Here is a 20,075-nt window from a genome sequence, read left to right on the forward strand (position 1 = left end):
TCAGTTTTCGGGCCGGGGCGGAGTCTTGTCCCCCCGGTCATAGGCTTCCCAGCCTTCGCCGTTGAACAGATCCACGCCCAGTTGCGCGGCGACATGGGCGAAATCCACATTCACCCAGTTGTCGACAATCTTGCCGTCCACCACTTTCCAGAAATCCATGTACCGGATCTCGACCCGCCTGCCGGTGGGCGCGATACCCAGAAATTCGCCCGAATGCGTGGCCTCCTGCCGGCCAAAGGCGGCGGCCCATTCGCCCATGTAAAGACGCGCCTCATCAACACAGACCTTGTCCGAGAACGCCGCCTGAAACGGACGCTGCCAGTTTTCCTGAAACTCTTTCAGGCCGGTCTTGGTGCCGCAGCCCTGATTGCCCAGCCAGCGGAACCCGTCGGCGAAGAACTCGCCGATATCGTCGATGCGGTGGTCGTTCAGGCCATCCACCATCGTCTCAATCACGCGGCGGGTTTCATCCGTTTTGGACATGTCCGTATCGCGGGTCAGAACGGCTTGTTCCGGGCGGGAACCCTTCATTTCTTTATCCTTTTACTGCGCCTGCGGTCAGACCGCTGACGATTTGGCGTTGGAAGATCATGACAAGGAAGAAGAGCGGCGCGGTGATCGACACCGCCGCAGCCACCGCAACTACCTGATCGGTGGTCGTGGTTTCACGGTTGAACATGCCCACGATGGCCGGAACCATCGTCTGGTTCTGCGCGTCCAGCAGCAGCGAGGTCACCAGCAGATCGTTGTAAGCCAGCAAAAAGCTGAACAGGCCCGTGGTGATGACGCCCGGCCACATGACCGGCATGATCACCCGGCGAAACGCCTGAAAATGGCTGCACCCGTCCACCCGCGCGGCCTCATCCAGTTCGGACGGGATGTTCTGGAAGAACGAGCGCAGCATCCAGATCGTAAACGGCTGGTTGATCGCAACCAGCACGGCGATCACCGCAAAAGGTTTGCCATAGAGCGTCGGCGCGTTGTCTCCCAAGATCGGGCTAAGCCACTCGGCCGAGTTGATGAAGACCGGCAGATAACCCGCCACCAGCACCGAATGCGGCAGGGCGCGGAATATCAGCGCAATGATCAGAATCCAGAAGGCCAAAGTCGAACCCGACCGCGCCAGACCATACCCCGCCAGCGTGCCCACGGTCAGCGAGACGGTGACAACCCCGGCGGTCACGATCAGAGAATTCTTGAAGTTGTTGGAAAACCCGCGATCCACCCAGACCGTTTTGTAGTGTTCAGTCGTCAGCCCCAGAACGTCCCGCCCCAGCGGGCCGAACAGCGGGTTCAGAACGTTCAACACGGCAGGTAGGATGACAAAGAACACCAGCAAAAAGCCGATCAGCGTTGCCAACACGCCGATGATCCACCCGAACCACTGCTGCCCGGGTTTCGAGTACGACACCACCATGGACGGCAGTGTTTTGGTCGCAACGATCACCCCGACCCAGATCACCACGATCCCCAGAATGATATCGAGGATCGACAACCCGTTCCCCGTCGCCAGCGTCGCCGGGCCGAAGATGACGTTCAGCGCATTGCTGTCATAGGCATCCACCGGGGATTTGACGCTCATCACCACAATCCAAAGGATCGGGAACGCGGCAACCAGGCACCAGAACGCCAGAAAGATGTTCGAGGTCAGCCGCAGACTGAACGGTTGGCGAAGCGCACGCGAGGACATGTCAGTGGCCTCCTTTATGATCACGCCAGGTCCGGCGCAGCGGGAAGATAAGCAGGATCACGATGCCGATCATGGTCAGCATAGCGCTGGCCGAGGCTCGGCTGATCGACCGGTTGCCCGCCTGATCCGGCACCAGGAAATCAAAGGTCAGCCATTGCAGCGAGATGACATAGCCCTGACTCGAGAAGCCGACGACCTCTTCGAAGGTGCGGAAGGCATCCATCAGGTGGATCATCGACACAAAGATGATCAGCGGCATCAGATGCGGGATGACGATGTATTTCATCCGCTGCCAGCGGGTCGCGCCATCAATCACCGCGCTTTCCAGACTGTCCTGATTGACGGTCTGCAGACCCGCATAGAACACGATTGCGGCAAAGGGTGCCACGTGCCAAACACGGTAGAGCATCATCAGAAGCTCGATCGTCCAGGCCTGCGCAAACAATGCGATGTCGCGCTGCAGCCACCACTCCATCATCGAGATCAGGATGCCATCCCCCTTGAACAGCCAGTTGATCGACAAAACCCCGATCAGCGGCGTGATGATGAAAGGCAGCAATGAGACAAAGATCACCGGCCCCTTGATCGACCGGGCGGCGTTGTTGATCAGAACCGCAATACCCAGACCGCAGCCCACGACAAGCGGCAGGGTGATCAGCGTGAAGGTCACGGTGAATCGCAGCGCCTTCCAGAAGTTGATCGTGGACAGAACGTTCCATTCTCCGTTGGAAATCGCGCGCCACGCACGTTCCGGCTCCAGAACATTGCGATAGCTTTGCAGGCCGACATATTCGGTCTGGGTGATGACCTCGCCGTGTTCGTCCAGCTTGGGTTGCGATTTCTCTTCGGTCACGCAGGTCTGGGTCAGGAAACCCGGCGTGCAGGTTTCCACCTCGACCGTCTCATAGACGGGCTGGGTGATGTAGAAGCTTTGCTTGAACACGCTGGCCAGCGGGAACGCAATAAAGAGAAGCATCATAAAGACAGAAGGGCCGACAAAGGCGGCAAATGTCCGGAAATTCATGGCTCTGCCTTTCTCATGGTTCTCGGGTTGGGAATGAGAGAGGGCCGGAGCCCTCCCCTGAGATGATCAGTTGCTGATCAGACCGGCCTCTTTCGCGGCGGTGATGTAATCCGCCTCGATATCGGCCAGCGTAGTTTGCGCATCCTTGGCCCCGGTCAGGTAATCGGCCAGACCGTTGCCCAATGCGCTGTGCAGCACACCCATCGCGGCGCTGGCCGGATAGGCCCCGGCGCCGTTCTCCGCAGATGCTGCCGCACCTGCCGCAAGCTCTCCGGGCTGGTAGGCTGCGCTCAGCCAGACGGCGGTGTCATTGTTGGCGCTGACCATGTCGCCGTCGATCCCTTCCATCACCAGACGGAAGGCCGCGTCGGCCTCGTCATCACTCATGTTCGAGGCCAGAACGATGCCGTCCCACCAGATCGTGGTCGAGGGCCGCGTCGATCCCATCGGGGCCGAGGCCATGGTGACCTTGCCCACAACCTGGCTTTCGGCCTCATCATTCATCGCAGCCGCGCGGCTGGCCCACAGGTTCGCCATGGCGATCTTGCCCTGCTGGAACTGCTGCTGCACGTAAGTGGAATCCGAGACCAGATATTCCGGGTCCATGAACTCGGTCATGGCCTTCATGGTCTCAAGCGCCTTGATGCCCTTTTCGTTGTTGATCGCGGGCATATTGCCTTCGCCAAGGAATGCCCCGCCTTCGCCCATGTACATGTTGACGAATTCCTGCGCGAGGTTCCAACCGGTCTTGAAGGTGCCGCCGATCGGGTATTCCATCACGCCCGCCTCTTTGATCTTGGCGGCGGCGGCCAGAACGTCGTCATAAGTCTTGGGCTCTTCGATGCCCAGTTCGGCCAGAACATCATCGCGATACATCAGGTGCTGCGCGTTCACCATCATGGCAATCGCCATCACCTTGCCATCCACCTTGATCAGCTGGTTCGGCAACAGGTCCTGCCCGTATTTCGCAACCAGATCGTCCAGCGGACGGATGGTACCCGCATTCAGCAGCGGGATCATGGTTTCATTCGCAACGCCGCCGATCTGATAGAGCGAGGGGTTGGCCGCAAACGCCTCGGGCTGCTTCTCGCGGAATTCCTGATCCAGCGAGGCGCTGAAATTGCCGCATTCGGCCATTGCATCGGTCACGGCTTTCCAGGCCTCGAACCCGGCGGACAGCGATTTCAGCGGCACTTCGTTTTCATAGGAACAGGCCGCTGATGCACCGCCTGCGGCGATGGCCATGGCCCCTGCCAAAAGGATCGTCTTGAGTTTCATGCGTTTCTCCCTGTCAGGATCGGTCCGTCGTCGACGCCCGGACCGCTGTTATGCCCGTGCGGGCTGTTGTTGGGGATGCTCCCCCATCCGCGCACCGCTTCCAGCTTCGAAGAGGTGACAGATTTCTGTCGGCACCGAGAACGAGACGTTTTCGCCAATCTCGGCGCGGAAGGATTTGTCGGCCTTGACCGAGACCAGCGCGCCGCCCACCCGGACCGAGATCATGGTCGCGTCGCCCAGCAGTTCCAGCGTGTAGATCGGCGCGGTGATCTGGCCCTGCCCGTCCGCAAGGCTCGCATCCTCGGCGCGGAAGCCCAGCGTCATCGGGCCGTCGGGTGCATCGACCGGAATCTCGACATGTTCGGCGCGAAACACTCCGCCCGACACCTCACCGTCCATCAGGTTCATCGCGGGCGAACCGATGAAGCTGGCGACAAAGGTATTGGCGGGGCGGTCGTAGATCTCGGTCGGGCTTCCGACCTGCTGCACCACGCCCTGCTTCATCACCACCACGCGGTCAGCCAGTGTCATCGCCTCGATCTGGTCATGGGTCACGTAGATCGTCGTCACCGCCAGTTCATGGCTCAGGTTCTTGATCTGCGCCCGGGTCGAGACGCGCAGCTTGGCATCCAAGTTAGACAGCGGCTCATCCATCAGGAACACGTTCGGCTCGCGCACGATGGCGCGGGCCAGCGCCACACGCTGCCGCTGACCGCCCGACAACTCAGCCGGTTTGCGATGCAGGAAATCGTCCAGTTCCACCATCGCGCTGGCGCGGCGCACCTTGTCGTCATGGGTTGCCGGGTCGATGCCGCGCACTTTCAGCGGGAAGCGAATGTTCTCATAGACATTCATGTTGGGATACAAAGCGTAGCTTTGGAACACCATCGCCACATCGCGGTCCTTGGGTTCCAGATCGTTGACCACCCGGCCATCGACCAGAATCTCGCCCTCGCTCACATCCTCGAGCCCCGCGATCATGCGCATCGTCGTGGTCTTGCCACATCCCGAGGGGCCCAGCAGAACCAGAAACTCCCGGTCTGCAATTGTCAGGTCGAAATTATGGACCCCGATAAAGGACCCCCACCGCTTGCCGACATTGCGCAGCTGAATTTCCGCCATGGTGCCCCCTGCAAGGATTCGGTTTGCATACGTTTGCAAAACTGTAAGTCGCATACATCAAATCAGGCAAGACTTTTTTGCATACGTATGCAAGAATAAGCCGAAACGGCGATTCAAAAGCCTGCATCGCCCCCTCTAACAGTGTGACGAAGAACGGAAAAACTGTGAGCTTCCAGAAAGAGAAACACCTGATCCTGGCCTTTCACGACGCCCTTGAAACAGCGGACGATGCAAATCTTGTAGGCATAATTCAGCAGTTTTGCGCACAAGGTATGATCTGGCGTGGCTTCCATCCCTTCGACCAAATCACCGGCGCGCAGGCGATTGCCAAAAAATTCTGGCAACCGCTGAAACACAGCCTGAAACGAATGCAGCGCCGACAGGATATTTTCTTCGCCGGTCGCAACTCTCTGGACCAAGACGAGGATGTCTGGGTGGTCTCGATGGGCCACCTGATGGGCCTGTTTGACGCCCCGTGGCTGGGTATCCGCCCCACCGGCAAGATGGCCTTTCTGCGCTATTGCGAGTTTCATCGCGTGTCGCAGGGGCAGATCGCCGGAACGGCGATGTATTTCGACATCCCCCATCTGATGGTTCAGGCGGGCCAGAACCCCTTCCCCCCGCAAACCGCCGCCCATCTGGTCCAGCCCGGACCAAAGACCCATGACGGCATCCTGACCGAAGACCAGCCCGAGGAGGAAAGCGCTAGGACCTTGGCGGCGATCAACGCCATGATCTCTGACCTCGGCCAATGGAACAGCGGCCTGACCCTGACCGAGGAACTGGCCCGCACCTGGCATGACGACATGATCTGGTGGGGCCCCGAGGGGATCGGCGCGACCTACACGATCGACCGTTACGCGCAGCAGCATTCGGGCCCCTTCCGCGCCGCCTTCGCCGAACGCTCCCAAACCCGCCACATCTGCCGTCTGGCCGAGGGCCACTATGGCGGCTTTTTCGGCTGGCCCAACTTCACCGCCATCCCCACAGGCGGCTTCATGGGCATGCCAGCAACCGAAAAACCCGGAGAATTCAGAGTGATCGACATCTATCGCCGCGCAGACGACAAGCTGGCGGAAAACTGGATCTTCATTGACCTTCTGCATTTCTGGAACCAACAGGGCGTGGATATTCTGGCCCGCACAACAGGGCTTGAACCGCAATGAAGGTCGATGCGCATCACCACCTCTGGGATCTGAACGCCGTCCACTATCCGTGGCTGATGGAGAAAGGCGCGGTCCGCTTCTTCGGCGATCCCGCACCCATCCAGCGCGATTACTTGCTGCCCGAATTTCGCCGGGACGCCGCAGCGGCGGGGTTCACCGCCTCGGTCCATATTGAGGTCGGGGCCGCCGACCCCTGGGTCGAGGCGCAATGGCTGCAAACCGTCGCCGACGCGAACCCGGGCTGGCCGCTGGTTCAGGTGGCGTTTTGCGACCTGACCGCAGATGACCTCAGCGCACAGCTTGACCGGTTGCAAACCCTGCCCTCGCTGCGCGGCGTGCGCCAGATCATTGGCCGCTCACCGGGTGAGGACATGACGTCCGGCACTAACGACCTGCTGACCAATCCGCGATTCCTGAGCGGTCTCAGGAAGTTAGGCGACCGTGGCCTGTCCTTCGACCTGCAGTTGCTGCCGGAGTTGATGGAGCAAACCGCCGCCGTGCTGGCCAAAGCCCCCGACACCCAAATCGCCCTGTGCCACGCAGGCTCCCCGCACGACCGCTCAGTAGCAGGGATCGAGCGCTGGTCCCGCGCCCTGCGCAGTCTCTCGGCGCTGCCGCAGGTCTGTTGCAAACTATCGGGGCTCGGGATGTTCGATCAAAACTGCTCCGCCGACAGCGTCCGGCCCATTGTCGAGACCTGCCTGTCCCAGTTCCAGCCCCATCGCTGCATGGTCGGCTCGAACTTTCCGGTCGACAGCCTGTCCTCGTCTTACGCCGACCTGATCTCGCGATACCGCACGCTGGTTCCTGACGGGTATCAGCAAGAGGTCTTCGGCGAAACAGCCGCGCGATTCTACCGTTTCGCCGCCCCCTAGGCACCCTATTCGACCGTTTCAAAGCGTAAGGAGCGCACCTCGGGGTCCACGCGGCTATAAGCGGCCAGCAGGCGACCGGTCCACTTCTGCGCGATGTAATCAGCCATGAACCGCGACGGGGCCAGCAGGGTGACGACGCCCCCGGCCCGATCGGCCTCGGTCAGATGCTGGAACCAGCTGGCCCAAAGTTCAGGGTCGCGCCCGTGCAAGATCGCCTGAACCTGGCTCCAGGTTTCGGCACCGGTACCTTCGGGCGTCGGAGGGCGGACTTGGAACGGAACGATATTGGTCTCGGCCTCAGGTTCATCCTGCATTCGCGCCTGAAAATCCGGGCCGATCACCGGCCAGACCTCGGATGTATCGATCATCACCTGCTTCAGATCCAGTTCATAAACCGCGACTCGCCCCCGTGCCGCCGGGCGTTTGACCATAATCCAGCCCATGGACCGAAACTTGGCCATCTCGCGTTTCACCGTGCGTTCGTTCACTGACCAGAGTCGGGCAATCTCCTCGCGCCCGATCGAGACTTCGTTCTTTCGCCAATTATACCGGGTGGTGATCAGCGCAACGATGCGCAGAATGCTGCGCTGCCGGTGCTTGTCGCCCGACAAGGCATGAACGGCCAGAGCCGACAGAATGTCATATTTCAGAGCCGGTGCATTGCGCCCGACGGGTTTGGCAACCTGCATTCCTTTTCTCACCGTACTGTCTGCCTCAGACGGATGTTTCCGCCAGTTCAGCGCCGTTTGCCAACGCTTTTCGCTTTGATGCCCTGATTAGCGTCCAAAGCTTCGATTCTGTCAAGCAGAGAGTGAAAATGGCGCGGTCTGGCGACCCTTTGGCCTCAAATCAAATAAAGAAAAAGGGTGAAGTATTGGTGATGGGGGACATCCTAGATGACCCCTTATTGGTCCCTTTTGTCCCCCTATATGCACCGCAACTACCAAGAGCGACCCCCTAAATCTTGAGGTCGGTGTCCACCGCGGCGCTCGGTTTCGGCCCCATGTCCGCCGAATCGGTTCGCACGCCCACGGCCCTTATTTTCTTACCCGTGGGTAAGATCACACTATGATCATAATTTCTTTTGCGTAAAGCGCAAATCAAGCGTAAATAGAAAACACATAACATTTAGCGTCCAAAACAATGAGACCCGAGGCATGTACACGCACGAAGACCTGAACGCATTGCGCAACCAGTCGCTCAAGATGCAGGGCTGGATTCGCCAGCAGACTTTCAGCCCCGAGATGGAGAAAACCCTCCGCCGGTTTTCAAGCTGGGAGGTATCAGAGCTGATCTTCCGGGTGAACCAGTCCACCTTTCGCGGCAAGCTGGCCGCCGACCCCTCCCTGCCGGGCGGTGAGGTCGAACCCGATGGCCGCCAGCGCTGGTTCAGCCTGGAAGAGGTGAATGAGCTGCGCCGCCGGCTGAAGGTAAACCGCAAATCCCTGATGCCCCCCCGCCCTGCCGGCAAACGCGCCATGCGCGCGGCGGTGGCCAATTTCAAGGGCGGTGCGGGCAAGTCCACCGTGGCGCTGCATTTGGCCCACGCCGCGGCTTTGGATGGCTACCGGGTTCTAGTGGTGGACTTCGACCCGCAGGCGACGCTCAGCCATTCCATGGGCCTGACCGACGTGGCCGAGGATTTCACCGTCTGGGGCATCATGGCCCGCGACCTGATCCGTGAGACCGAGCGGATGAACAACCGCCCCGCCGCTGCCGAGTCGGGCACCGCGCTGCCCCGCCGCGAACTGCCGCCTTCAATCACCGGCATGGGTCTTGGTGATCTGCGCATTTCCGACTTCATCAAGCAGACGTCGTGGTCGACCATTGACGCCATCCCGTCTTGCGCCAACGCGGCCTTTGTCGAATTCGCCTCGGCGCAGTATCGGCACCTGAACCCCGAATGGTCGTTCTTCGCCGCCGTGTCGCGCTATCTGGATCAAATCCCCGATGATGCTTATGACCTAATCCTGTTCGACTGCCCCCCGGCGATTGGTTACCAGTCCATGAATGCGGTGTTTGCCGCAGACATGCTGTATATCCCTTCGGGCCCCGGTTACTGGGAATACGACTCAACCACCTCGTTCATCGGTCAGCTGGCCGAAGCGCTGGAGGATCTGGCCTACGGGTTCGACAAGACCTTACCCACGGGTAAGATCGGCCTGCCGAAAACCTTCTGCGAACTGCGCTTTCTGCTGACGCGATACGAGCCCGGCAACGCCCTTCACCTTGCCATGTTTGACGCGTTCAAAAAGGTGTTCGGCGAACATGTCGCTGAACACCCGGTGGAAATGACCCGCGCCGTCGAGCAATCGGGCCGGTTCCTGAGTTCGGTGTACGAGATGGATTACCGCGAGATGACGCGCGAGACCTGGCGCCGCGCGCGCTCGACCTTTGACAACGTGTATGAAGAATTCCGGGGCGTGATGCTGACCGCCTGGGACAAGCTGGAGGATGACGCATGAGCCGTAAACGTAGAATGTTCGACATCGATATGCCAGCAATGGAGGACATCCCGGTCGGCAAAATCCCCGACAAGGTGCTGGAGAAACGGCGCGGTCCGATGGCGACGGCCATTTCCGAAAACGCGGATGCACTGCGCGATCAGCAATCAACCGAAGATACGATCCGCGCTGAAAATGACCGTCTGGCGCACGAACTGGTCCGGCTCCGTTCGGAGGGCCTGGTCACGGAACATGTGGCATTGGCGGATGTGGTGACGGAAAAACTGACCCGCGACCGCAAGCCCGGCCCCGACCCCGATCTCGACGAGTTGAAAGAGTCGATCCGGGATATCGGATTGTCAAACCCGATCCGTCTGGAACGTCGCCCGGATGGCCGGTTTGACCTGATCCAGGGCATGCGTCGGCTGTCGGCCTATCGCGCGTTGCACACGGAAACCGGCGATGATCTCTACGCCAAAATTCCTGCGGGCATTTCCGAGGCCGCCGGGTTGCACGACAGCTACCGACGCATGGTGGACGAAAACCTGATCCGTAAGGATATCTCATTTGCCGAAATGGGGGCGCTGGCGCGGGCCTTTGCTGAAGACCCGACGAACGACTGCGCTGATGTTGACAAGGCGGTGGCGATCCTGTTCAAATCCGCGAGCTACACGAAACGCAGCTATATCCGCTCCTTTGCCAGCCTGCTGGTAATGCTGGACAAGGTGTTGCAGCACCCCAATGACATCCCGCGCAATGTGGGGGTCGAGCTTAAGCGGAAACTTGACGCCAATCCCGGGCTTGTCGGTCAGGTCAGCACTGCGTTGAGAAATGAGCCGGACCGCGACGGTCCGCGTGAAGTGGAGATTCTGCGGAGCTTTGTCAAATCCGAACCCGTGGCAGCAAAGAAACCGGCCTCGGCTGGCGCGAGCAAGACACGCCGCGCAAAGACAACGTTCCAGGTATCGGGGAGGGCAGGGGTCGCAAAATGCTCTGCCTCAAGCGGGCGCATCGAATTGCGGTATGATCTGGATTTCACGCGTGTAGATCGCGGAAAACTGGAGCGGGCTATTGCTGTCCTGATTGATGATCTGCAGGAGGAAGACGATCTTACCCACGGGTAAGAAAGTGGTTGCCGATTGTCGGATTGAACGAAACGCCGGGTAATAAGCCCGGCGTTTTGCGTTTGAACATTTGTGTCCACGGTTCGGTCGGCGTGTCCTCGGCGGATTAGCCATGGTCTACGCCCCTTCACGCCTACGATGTACATCGGAGCAAGGGCAGGGGCGTGGTGGTCAACGGAGCGTTGTCGGAGACCGGAACTCACCGTTCCGGAGGGATCAGCCCGTTGGTCAGCTATACCCATGTGATATCCACGTCGCCAGTGCTGGGCGAGAGAGGGCATTCTTGACAGGCGGCTGTTCTAGGTCGCGTGCGTGATCGAGAATGATTACCGACACCATGGCTCCGCCATCTGGCCAGTTCTGCGACGAGCGGAACCACGCAGCGTATTGGCGGGCGTGCCGCGCACGTAGAGATCGGTCAGCGCCTCCTGATCTTCGACAGAAAGCGACGGAGAGGCGGCGGGCAGATATGGGGCAGGGGGCTTCATGAGGTTCATTCTGCGCGGTTTGCGCGATGAAATCAATCGTTACTGATAAGCGATACTTATCGAGAGTGGCTAAGATTTTGAGAGCCAATTTATGTAATCGGCAAAAATAACGAATAATGCGCGTAAGATAGATTGCGTCTCGTTCAAAAAGGGTGGGGAGGGGCTGTCCGAACATTGTTCCCAACTGACAGACTTCGCGTCGTTTCTGTAGTGGATGCTTGAATTTCACAGGAGCCGAAAGTGAAGATCTCATTCAAGGGTCCACATTTTCCGAAAGAGGTGACTTATGTCGGTTCCCTGGCATTGGTTCGGGTACTTCTGACATGTGTTCGGCTTGTTGCGGGGCTTGTGCTCATGCCTCTGACTCGTATGGTGTTAGCGGATCTAGTCCAACTCAGAACCGCGTGCTCAAAGCACTCTGCTGAAAACTGGTTTTCCTGATCGGGTCTCACGATCCTGATGCCAAACCGCCCTTGTCCTTTTCCGTTTCCGCCGCCTCACCGTCGCGTATGCGCTATGCGCGGGTGATTGGAGTTCGGTGGACTTTCCCCTTGCTCATCAGAGCCCAAGCGATCCTCGCCATTTTGTTGGCCAGGGCTACGCGACCCAGCAGTGGTGGCACGCGCTCAATCATTCTAGCAAGCTAAGGATCGCTTCCTGGCTTATTAAATGAAAGCTAAATTGCAACGCTGTTTGCACCGTTGATCAACAATCGCCTGAGCGAACGCTTTCGCATCTTTTTTCGCCCTGAGACGTTGTTTGCCCCCTGTTGAATGCTGCCTTGGCACCAACCGGAGCCAAATCGCGAAGTCACGCCCACGACGGGACGTTTCCTGCGTCGGGGTAAGGGCCACTACTGCGGTTGCGATGAGCGGGCCAATTCCTAGCACCGCAATAACGCGGAGTGCCATTTCAATTGACCGTACTCGGCGGGTAATCTCGGCATCTAGCTCTTTGATTTGACAATCCAGTTGGTCCAGCATGCTGATCAGTCTTTCAAGACATTCCCGGACCGCAACCGGGATCGTGCTATCGCTAATGTCCAAAAAGGCAACAAGCTTATGAGAATTGGCTTTTCCTTGGGGCGTGAACTGGCCAAGCTCTCCAAGGTGACCTCGAAGAGCAATGGTCAAATGAGTGCACTGCCGAACCAAAGGCTCGCGAGTCCGATGTATCATCGCTGACGCCTGCGTCGCTTCACTTTTTACGGCAACAAAACGCATCGTTGGTCGGCACGAAGCTTCACAGATTTCTTCCGCATAAGCCATATCGTTCTTCTGACGTTTGGCAAATGATCTCACACAGGTTGGAGGGATAAAATGGCCCAATCGACCGATCTCACACCCCCAGTAGTGCGCACTTACACAGGCAACCACGCAATGCGGTAGCTTGGCAAAATGCTTGAGGACCTAGCCTCTGCGCAATTTCTTTAGAAGAACAAAGTGACCCGAACCATCTGTTCCGCGCGCCTGGAACACCTTCTTCGCCAAATTCAAGCCAATCATGCTAGTCAATTCCATAGACGCCTCCATTTAGGTTGTTGCAAACCCACAATGGCACATCGAGGCCAGTGGTGGCGTCTAAACCTTCATATCCGGGGAAACCGCTTACCCATTAACAGAAATACGGGAGGTTCTTGTCCTTCGCTGCCCGCACCCAATTGGGGACGAAGGGCACGATTTTGTCCTGGGTCGGAACCATCATCTCGATGAAATTGGCACCGGGGTTGGAAATTGCCTGTGCCAGGATCGGCTCGATTTCGTCACCGGACGTGATGCGGGCGGTTTCAAAGCCGAAGCCTTCGGCCACTTTCAGATAGTCCACTGCGCCGAAATCCGTTGTCCACGGCGCATCCACATCGTCAAGAAGCACGGCCTCGCCCCGGATCCACCCGAAACTGTCATTGCGGTTGAGGATGATGGTCACATTCTTCCCCGACCGCTTTATGGTTTCCATATCCCCAAGCACAAACCCGATCGATCCGTCACCGGTCAATGAGATGATCGGGCCGTCAGTCGCGTAAGACGCGCCCAGGCCTGCGGGTATGGCATAGCCCAACGCGCCCATTGAGTAGTTGGTGATGTAACGTCGGCCCGCCTCGCGAAAGGTCAGCAGGGCGGACGGATAAATCGCACTGACGCCCGGTTCAGACGTGACTACGGCGTCGGCTGGCATGATCCGGTCGAGGGCCTGTGACAGTTTTACGGGCGATATCGTTCCCGCAGGCATCGGGATGTTTGCGTTAAAAACTTTGTCCAGCGCGGTACGTTTCACCTGTGTCAGGTCAATGCGCGGTCGGGTTACGGTGGCATGTTCGGATTTCAGAACTTCGATCATGTAAGCAAGGGTGGCGCGCGCATCACCGGCAAGGCCAACCTTGACCGGAAAATTATTGCCGATATGCGCTTCGGCAATATCGAGATGCAGGAAGGTTTTGTCTTGCGGATCACCGTACAGCTTCCAGTGATCTGTCGCGGCGCTGTCGGTATTCGTTCCGATGAAGAAGATCAGATCTGCATCGTGGACGTACCGGTTCGCATATTCCATGCCACCCCGCGCCCCGATCACCCGCAAGGCCAGCGGGTGATCCTCAGGGATCGTCCCCTTGCCCGGTGTCGTCGTCCCCACGGGGATTTGCAGAAACTCGGCGAGTTCCAGAATGACGTCGGTTGCCTTCGATATCAGGCCACCCTGACCGCACACAATTGCGGGCTTCTTTGCGGATAGCAGCGCCTTTATAGCCGCTTGCACCTTGCTGTGGTCCGCGACCGGGCGGTGGGCCGGATAGGCGCTGTATTCCGGTTCGGCATACAGATCGGCGATATCGGCTTCTTCCCCGAAGATGTTGATTGGCACCCGGATATGCACAGGCGCCGGGCGACCGGAGGTTGCAACGCGAAAGGCGCGGCGCAGCAGGAACGGAATTTCGCGGACTTTGGTGATCACAAAGGATTCCTTGCAGATGCAGTCATACAGGGCCGTCTGATCGACCCCTGTCAGCCCGTGCCTTTTGTCTTGATTGATCGGGATGTCGGACGAGAAGAAAATGACCGGAACCGAGCTCAGGAAGGCTTCGGTGATCCCGGGGGTGCAATGGGTGACACCGGGGCTTGGCGCTTCCAATACGGCGGGTTTGCCGGTGACCTTGGCATAGGCCTCTGCCGCGTACGAGGCCGTGCGTTCGTCTCGGGTCAGGACGAACTCGATATTCGAATGGGCCCGCCATTCCTTGTACCAGCCGATCGTGGTTTCGCCCGGCAGGCCGAACACATGCGTGACCCCATGCAGTTCCAGCATATTTAGCAAAACCTGCGCGCCGTTCATTCGTGTCAGCTCGGCCATTTACGTGTCCTTCAGAAGTTGGGTGCGGTAGCGCGCCAACGTATCGGGGTCCGGAGCGGTACCAAGGCCCGGCGTTGCCGGAACCTGCACATGGCCGTTGCGGACCGGGAAAGGCGTTTGGGCGATATCGGCCTCGGCATAGTAGGTGGACATGTAGAACTCACATCCCAGTGTCAGATCGGGAATGGCCGCCATCAGATGCCCGCCTGCCATATGGGCGACAGAGGTCTCGAACATGCAGCCGCCATACACCTCGATGCCTGTAGCGCGGGCAATGGCGGCGATTTCGATACAGCGCCGGATGCCACCGGATTTGGCGGTTTTCAGCGAGAAGATATTTGCAATCCGGGAGCCGGCACCCTGCAATGCCTGTTGAACGTTGAAAACGGCCTCATCCGCCATGATGGGGACATCGACGGCGCGTGTGATCTCGGCCAGGGCATCGCGCTCATGCATACGCACTGGCTGCTCGACAAAGTCCGGGTGAAACGCTTCGAGGTCGCGGATATGGCGAATGGCATCATACGCCGGAAGCCCCTGATTGTAGTCGATCCGCAGACCTATGGCGTCCCCATAGGTATCGCGCAGCTTTTCAAGGCGCATGAGATCGAAGGCGTGATCTGCAAACCCGGTCTTGAGTTTGAATATCCGCACACCGTCGGCCCACAACCGCGCAATGTCCTTAAGGTCGGCGTCGAAATCCGGGTTGGCGACGGAAAAGCTGAGGGGGATTTCGCTGCGATGCCTGCCACCCACAAGCTCGGCGATCGGTAGGCCCGTGATTTGGCCGGTGAGGTCCAGCAGCGCGCATTCAAGGGCGGCTTTGGCCTCTGGATGGCCGACCAGAACGCGATCCGCCTGTGCCATAACCGGTTCAACCTGACACGGGTCCTGACCTATGACATGGGGCCGCAGATACACATGCAACGCAGCGGCATTCGCCTCGACCGTGCCGGTGAATACGGGCCACGGAGAGGCCTCGCCCCAACCGGTCAGACCGGTGTCCGTGGTCAACTCGCACAGGGCGGCGTTGATCCCGCCGACATCTCCCGAACCATGTGAATGAACGGCCTGTGCCGGGATGTGAACACAGTGGACGCGCAGGTCCGTAATACGGTGGTCGCTCATGGCTGCGCCTGCGGGATGTCATCAAGATGGGGCGGGAAACGGCGCGGCAAAAGGCCAGATTGGAACCACAATAGATAGGTGTAGATGGAAAAGACCGGACGGCCCGTGGCACGACGAATGTCAGCGGCATAGGGAACCATGTTGGTGCATTCCAGCAGGATGGCCCCGATGTTCGGCTGATCCGACACCAATCGCTGGGCGGCGCGGATATTGTCGGCGCGGGCCTGATCAAAGTCGATTTGCGCGGCGTCACCCAGCACCTGCGTGGTAAAGTGCGAGCCTGCGCCGGTACCGGCAATGGGCGTGCCTTCGGGAATGCCCGCAGCGTCCAGATGAGCGGTGGTCAGGGTTTCCGAAGATATCGTGAGGATGCCCAGTTCCTGATCGGCGGGCAAAGTCTGGCGGATAAGCGGTGCCTGAAGTAGCGAGGACGATGCAACGGGTACGCCAAGTGCGCGGGACATCTCGGTCTGAAACGGGACGAGAAAGCCGCAATTCGTGGCAATGCCGTCGCAACCCAATCCCACCAACTCGCGGCCTGCGTCGATGAATGCGTCCAGCAGCGGTGTAGCATCGCCACGCACAACGTTGTCGGGTGTGGCTGCAGTAACAACCTTGTACTGCACGGGGAAAGGCCATGTGGCTGCGTTGCCGATATCGCCCGGTATACGCGGGAAACGGGTGTTCAGCATCAGGATGCCGACCGAGGCACCGTACACGGTTTTGCCGCCATGCGTTGTCATCGAAGGGTCTCCTGCGGGGCGTAGAGGTCCGCGAAAGCCAGGCGCACGGCCTTGGAGGCATGCTGTGCGCGGTTTTCGATATGTTGGCGCATGGCCGCAGCCGCCCCGTCCGCATCCCCCTTGCGCACCAGTTCCAGAACCACGCGGTGCCGTTCCGTTGTGGTTCGCCCGGCGGCCTGCAAACTGCGCAGATCTGCCGCGCGCACAAAGCGGATCTTGTCATAGATCGTCGCCAGCATGCGAATGAGTTCCGGGTTGCCCGAAAGCTGCGCAAGGCTCATGTGAAACGCCTCATCCAACTCCAACAGGCGCAAGGGGTCCGTGCACGAGGCGTATTCGCTGGCCGTATCGTCGAGGGCGGCGCTGATGCCCTGCACATCGTCCGGACTGGCGTTGTGGGCGGCCTGGCGCGCGATTTCACACTCGATTGCCATGCGGGCCTGATACAGGTGCGTAATCCGCTGATCGGACAGCGCCCTGCAAAAGAATCCGCGCCCGGCGTGGAAATCCACGAACCCCTCGGCCACCAGACGGTTCAGTGCCTCGCGCAGGGGCGTGCGACTGGCCCCGAGGTCACGGGACAAGGCGGATTCGTTGATCCGTTCTCCGGGTTTGAAAGCAAACGAAGCCGCCATGACACGCAATTGCGCGTAAACCGCGCTGACTGTGTCTTCGGCGTTGGAAAGGGCGAGAGTCACATCGGTTTTTCCCATAGAGTCACAAGCAGCGTACGCAAGGCTTGCTTTGAACGCAATGCTGTGCATTGATCTGTATACAGATATGCGAAGGACGGGGTCATTCCAAATCGTATCATCATCGCGGGTGCAGGAATTGTCGGTGTATCAGCCGGTATCTGGCTGCGCCGCTTTACCGATGCCGAGGTGACGATCATTGACCGTCTGCCCCCGGGCGAAGGGACGTCCCGGGGCAATGCCGGGGTGATTGCCGCCTGCTCGGTGGCCCCTGTGACGGCACCGGGGCTGGTTCGCAAGGCACCGAGGATGTTGATGAACCCGGACTTTCCTTTGTTCATGAAATGGGGGTATTTCCCGAAGCTTTTGCCCTGGCTGATCAAGTATCTGGGCACGGCCAATGACCCTGACACGCGTCGGATTTCCAGCGGGTTGACCACGATCGTTGCCGACAGTGTCGACCAACACAAGTCGCTTGTTGCCGACACCAGCGCGGCGGATTGGGTGCAAGACAGCGATTATTCCTTTGCCTACGCAGACCGGGCGGCCTTTGAGGCGGACAGCTACACATGGGGATTGCGGCGCGAGGCAGGATTCGAACCTGTCCTCAGGCAAGGCGATGATCTGCGCGCATTTGAGCCGAACCTGTCGCTTTCGGTCGGGCTGCTGGCAACCATGACCGATCATGCCTATGTCCGTGATCCCGGCGGATATGTAAAAGCCTTGGCCGCCGTTTTCCAAGCCTCGGGTGGCACGATCCAACAGGCCGAAATCAAGGATTTCGAAATGACGGATGGCAAGGTGGTTGCCGTCGTTACGTCAGGCGGACGGCAGGTTTGCGATCAGGTCATTCTGGCAACCGGTGTCTGGTCCAAACCGCTGATGCGGAAATTGGGTCTCAACATCCCGATCGAGACCGAGCGCGGCTATCATGTCGTATTCGAAGACTCAGCGGGTGGGCCATCCCACCCCATCATGGTGGCAAGCGGTAAATTCGTGGCCACGCCCATGGCCGCAGGGCTGCGCTGTGCTGGCGTTGTCGAATTTGGCGGGTTGGATGCAGGACCGTCGGACGCCGCGCTGAACCTGCTGCGACGGCAGGCAAAGGCGGCCTTTCCCAATCTGGTTTACAAGCAAGAAGTGCCGTGGCTCGGACACAGGCCTGCGCCGTCAGATAGCCTGCCCTTGATAGGTGAGGTACGAAGCACGGGCGTGTTCGCCGCCTTTGGACACCATCACATTGGATTGACCGGTGCCCCGAAAACAGGAAGGATCGTGGCGGGTCTGGTCGCGGGCCAACCTGTCAACACTGACATTGGCGCATTTGATCCCATGCGTTTTGCATAGGACCGCGCGGATTTGACCATCAGGGAGAGGAAAATGACAAAAATCACGACGACATGTGCGACGATTGCCGCGGCAACATTGCTGGCCGTACCTGCGGCTGCGCAGGAAAAATGGGATTTGCCTATGGCCTATTCCGGGTCCAACTTTCACTCGGTAACGGGGGCAGAGTTTGCAAAATGCGTGACCACCGGAACCGGTGGCGAGATCGAGATTACAACCCATCCATCCGGTTCGCTTTATGCCGGGGCTGACATCAAGCGGGCAGTGCAAACAGGTCAAGTACCGATTGGCGAGCGACTGCTGTCCGGCCACCAGAACGAAAGTGCCATCTTCGGCTGGGATTCCGTGCCATTTCTGGTGTCCTCATTTGACGAGCATGAAAAGCTTTACGAGGCAGCTTTGCCGCATGTGCAAGACCTGCTGGCCGAGCAGAACATGACTATGCTCTATTCGGTGCCCTGGCCTCCACAGGGCCTGTATTTCAACAAGGAAGTGAATTCCGTGGCCGATATGGAAGGCCTGAAATTCCGGTCCTACAACAATGCAACGGCCCGAATGGCCGAACTGACCAAGATGCTTCCCGTGTCCATCGAGGCGGCCGAGATCAGCCAGGCCTTTGCCACCGGCGTGGCGGAATCTATGGTGTCATCCGGGGCCACCGGATACGACCGCAAGGTCTGGGAAAGCCTGAGCCACTTCTACTCCGTCGATGCGTGGTTGCCTCGCAACTACATGCTGATCAACAACGATGTCTGGAACGGCGTATCGGATCAGAACAAGAACGTGATCAAGGCGTGCGCAGAACTGGCCGAATATGCGGGCACATGGCGCGCCAAGGAATACACCGGCTTTACCCTTGCCGGACTGGCCGAGGGCGGAATGAGCGTGGCACCGGCGGGTGAGCAGTTGATGTCCGACCTGCGCGGTGTGGGTGAAACCATGACGGCCGAGTGGCTGGAGGCTGCGGGCGATACAGGCACGGCCATCCTCGACGCCTATAACGCGGCGCAATAAGTGCGATTGCCCGGGCTGCATGTGCTGGCCCGGGCGTTATCAGCCCCGGAGACTGACCTATGACGGGTGCCTTGCGCGGCCTGCGCCGCTTTCTTGATTTTCTGTATCTGGCAGCCGGTGTTCTGGCTGCACTGTGCCTGATCGCCATCCTTTTGCTGATCGTCGCGCAGATGGTGGCCCGCTGGACCGGAGAGATATTCCCCGGAGCCGCGAATTACGCTGGCTATGCGATGGCCGCAGCCAGCTTCTTCGCCTTTGCCAACGCGCTGAACCGGGGCGCGCATATCCGGGTGTCAATCCTGCTGAACGCGGTCCCGCAGGGGGTTCGCCGGGTGATGGAAATCTGGTGTTTCGCCATAGCGGCAGCCGTGATGTGGTATTTCGTATATTACGCCTACTGGTTCACCTACTGGTCGTGGAAATTCAATGAACTGAGCCAGGCTCAGGACGCGACGCCATTGTGGATTCCGCAATCGGTCATGGTGCTTGGGGGTGGCATTCTGGCGATATCGCTGACCGATCATCTGATCCATGTCATCTTCCGCGGGGATCACCGCATTCAGCGCGATCTCGTCGATCAGAGTTTTGGGGAGTAGCG

18 protein-coding genes and 1 pseudogene are annotated in these 20,075 nt (G+C 59.2%); 7 read left to right on the forward strand and 12 right to left on the reverse strand.

Annotation, left to right across the window (positions count from 1 at the left end):
- The 5 genes from ACR0NJ_RS06500 to ACR0NJ_RS06520 form a co-directional block, all read right to left on the reverse strand.
- Window positions 1-531, reverse strand: a complete 531-nt coding sequence (locus ACR0NJ_RS06500) for an ester cyclase (RefSeq protein ID WP_480816318.1) — start codon at window positions 529-531, stop codon at window positions 1-3.
- A gap of 4 nt (window positions 532-535) precedes the next feature.
- On the reverse strand, window positions 536-1,690 hold the full coding sequence (locus ACR0NJ_RS06505) for a carbohydrate ABC transporter permease (RefSeq protein WP_480816319.1): 1,155 nt from the start codon (window positions 1,688-1,690) through the stop codon (window positions 536-538).
- A 1-nt stretch (window position 1,691) separates the two neighbouring features.
- Window positions 1,692-2,714 carry a carbohydrate ABC transporter permease gene (locus ACR0NJ_RS06510; RefSeq protein ID WP_480816320.1) on the reverse strand — a complete coding sequence of 341 codons (1,023 nt, stop codon included), beginning with the start codon at window positions 2,712-2,714 and terminating at the stop codon, window positions 1,692-1,694.
- A gap of 66 nt (window positions 2,715-2,780) precedes the next feature.
- On the reverse strand, window positions 2,781-3,992 hold the full coding sequence (locus tag ACR0NJ_RS06515; RefSeq protein WP_480816321.1) for an ABC transporter substrate-binding protein: 1,212 nt from the start codon (window positions 3,990-3,992) through the stop codon (window positions 2,781-2,783).
- A 48-nt stretch (window positions 3,993-4,040) separates the two neighbouring features.
- Window positions 4,041-5,114, reverse strand: a complete 1,074-nt coding sequence (locus ACR0NJ_RS06520) for an ABC transporter ATP-binding protein (protein WP_480816322.1) — start codon at window positions 5,112-5,114, stop codon at window positions 4,041-4,043.
- A gap of 164 nt (window positions 5,115-5,278) precedes the next feature.
- Between ACR0NJ_RS06520 and ACR0NJ_RS06525 the strand changes: the two genes are divergently transcribed.
- Together ACR0NJ_RS06525 and ACR0NJ_RS06530 are read left to right on the forward strand one after the other, a co-directional pair.
- Window positions 5,279-6,280, forward strand: coding sequence for an ester cyclase (locus ACR0NJ_RS06525; protein WP_480816323.1), 1,002 nt, complete (start codon window positions 5,279-5,281; stop codon window positions 6,278-6,280).
- Window positions 6,277-7,155, forward strand: coding sequence for an amidohydrolase family protein (locus ACR0NJ_RS06530; RefSeq protein ID WP_480816324.1), 879 nt, complete (start codon window positions 6,277-6,279; stop codon window positions 7,153-7,155). The genes ACR0NJ_RS06525 and ACR0NJ_RS06530 overlap by 4 nt, the downstream gene beginning before the upstream one ends.
- 5 nt (window positions 7,156-7,160) lie before the next feature.
- Here ACR0NJ_RS06530 and ACR0NJ_RS06535 read toward each other — a convergent pair whose 3' ends face one another.
- Window positions 7,161-7,844, reverse strand: a complete 684-nt coding sequence (locus ACR0NJ_RS06535; protein WP_480816325.1) for a DnaA N-terminal domain-containing protein — start codon at window positions 7,842-7,844, stop codon at window positions 7,161-7,163.
- A 468-nt stretch (window positions 7,845-8,312) separates the two neighbouring features.
- Between ACR0NJ_RS06535 and ACR0NJ_RS06540 the strand changes: the two genes are divergently transcribed.
- Together ACR0NJ_RS06540 and ACR0NJ_RS06545 are read left to right on the forward strand one after the other, a co-directional pair.
- On the forward strand, window positions 8,313-9,620 hold the full coding sequence (locus ACR0NJ_RS06540; protein WP_480816326.1) for an AAA family ATPase: 1,308 nt from the start codon (window positions 8,313-8,315) through the stop codon (window positions 9,618-9,620).
- The gene (locus ACR0NJ_RS06545) at window positions 9,617-10,723 is read left to right on the forward strand and encodes a ParB/RepB/Spo0J family partition protein (RefSeq protein WP_480816327.1); all 1,107 of its coding nucleotides are present in this window, start codon (window positions 9,617-9,619) and stop codon (window positions 10,721-10,723) included. The genes ACR0NJ_RS06540 and ACR0NJ_RS06545 overlap by 4 nt, the downstream gene beginning before the upstream one ends.
- A 326-nt stretch (window positions 10,724-11,049) precedes the next feature.
- On the opposite strand, the gene ACR0NJ_RS06550 is transcribed toward ACR0NJ_RS06545, so the two are convergent.
- The 6 genes and pseudogenes from ACR0NJ_RS06550 to ACR0NJ_RS06575 all read right to left on the reverse strand — a co-directional run bounded on the left by ACR0NJ_RS06550 (window position 11,050) and on the right by ACR0NJ_RS06575 (window position 17,122).
- Window positions 11,050-11,211 carry a hypothetical protein gene (locus ACR0NJ_RS06550; protein WP_480816328.1) on the reverse strand — a complete coding sequence of 54 codons (162 nt, stop codon included), beginning with the start codon at window positions 11,209-11,211 and terminating at the stop codon, window positions 11,050-11,052.
- Window positions 11,212-11,725: 514 nt separating this feature from the next.
- Window positions 11,726-12,731: pseudogene (locus tag ACR0NJ_RS06555) on the reverse strand (IS110 family RNA-guided transposase).
- Window positions 12,732-12,825: 94 nt separating this feature from the next.
- Window positions 12,826-14,553 (reverse strand): thiamine pyrophosphate-binding protein, encoded by a 1,728-nt coding sequence (locus ACR0NJ_RS06560; RefSeq protein ID WP_480816329.1) that lies wholly within the window; start codon window positions 14,551-14,553, stop codon window positions 12,826-12,828.
- Window positions 14,554-15,681 (reverse strand): enolase C-terminal domain-like protein, encoded by a 1,128-nt coding sequence (locus tag ACR0NJ_RS06565; protein ID WP_480816330.1) that lies wholly within the window; start codon window positions 15,679-15,681, stop codon window positions 14,554-14,556.
- A complete protein-coding gene (locus ACR0NJ_RS06570; protein WP_480816331.1) occupies window positions 15,678-16,424 on the reverse strand; it encodes an aspartate/glutamate racemase family protein in 747 nt (248 codons plus the stop codon). The genes ACR0NJ_RS06565 and ACR0NJ_RS06570 overlap by 4 nt, the downstream gene beginning before the upstream one ends.
- Entirely contained in the window at window positions 16,421-17,122 is a 702-nt protein-coding gene (locus ACR0NJ_RS06575) for a GntR family transcriptional regulator (protein ID WP_480816332.1), read from the reverse strand. Before ACR0NJ_RS06575 ends, ACR0NJ_RS06570 begins: the two co-directional genes overlap by 4 nt.
- A 99-nt stretch (window positions 17,123-17,221) precedes the next feature.
- Here ACR0NJ_RS06575 and ACR0NJ_RS06580 point away from each other — a divergent pair, with 99 nt between their 5' ends.
- The 3 genes from ACR0NJ_RS06580 to ACR0NJ_RS06590 are packed head-to-tail and all read left to right on the forward strand — an operon-like array spanning window position 17,222 to window position 20,073.
- Window positions 17,222-18,463, forward strand: a complete 1,242-nt coding sequence (locus ACR0NJ_RS06580) for an NAD(P)/FAD-dependent oxidoreductase (protein ID WP_480816520.1) — start codon at window positions 17,222-17,224, stop codon at window positions 18,461-18,463.
- Between the two features lie 33 nt (window positions 18,464-18,496).
- Window positions 18,497-19,477, forward strand: a complete 981-nt coding sequence (locus ACR0NJ_RS06585; RefSeq protein ID WP_480816333.1) for a TRAP transporter substrate-binding protein — start codon at window positions 18,497-18,499, stop codon at window positions 19,475-19,477.
- Between the two features lie 59 nt (window positions 19,478-19,536).
- Complete coding sequence (locus ACR0NJ_RS06590; protein ID WP_480816334.1) at window positions 19,537-20,073, forward strand: TRAP transporter small permease; 537 nt, start codon at window positions 19,537-19,539, stop codon at window positions 20,071-20,073.
- Window positions 20,074-20,075 lie beyond the last annotated feature (2 nt).

It is taken from the genome of Ruegeria sp. F11 (assembly GCF_056533855.1).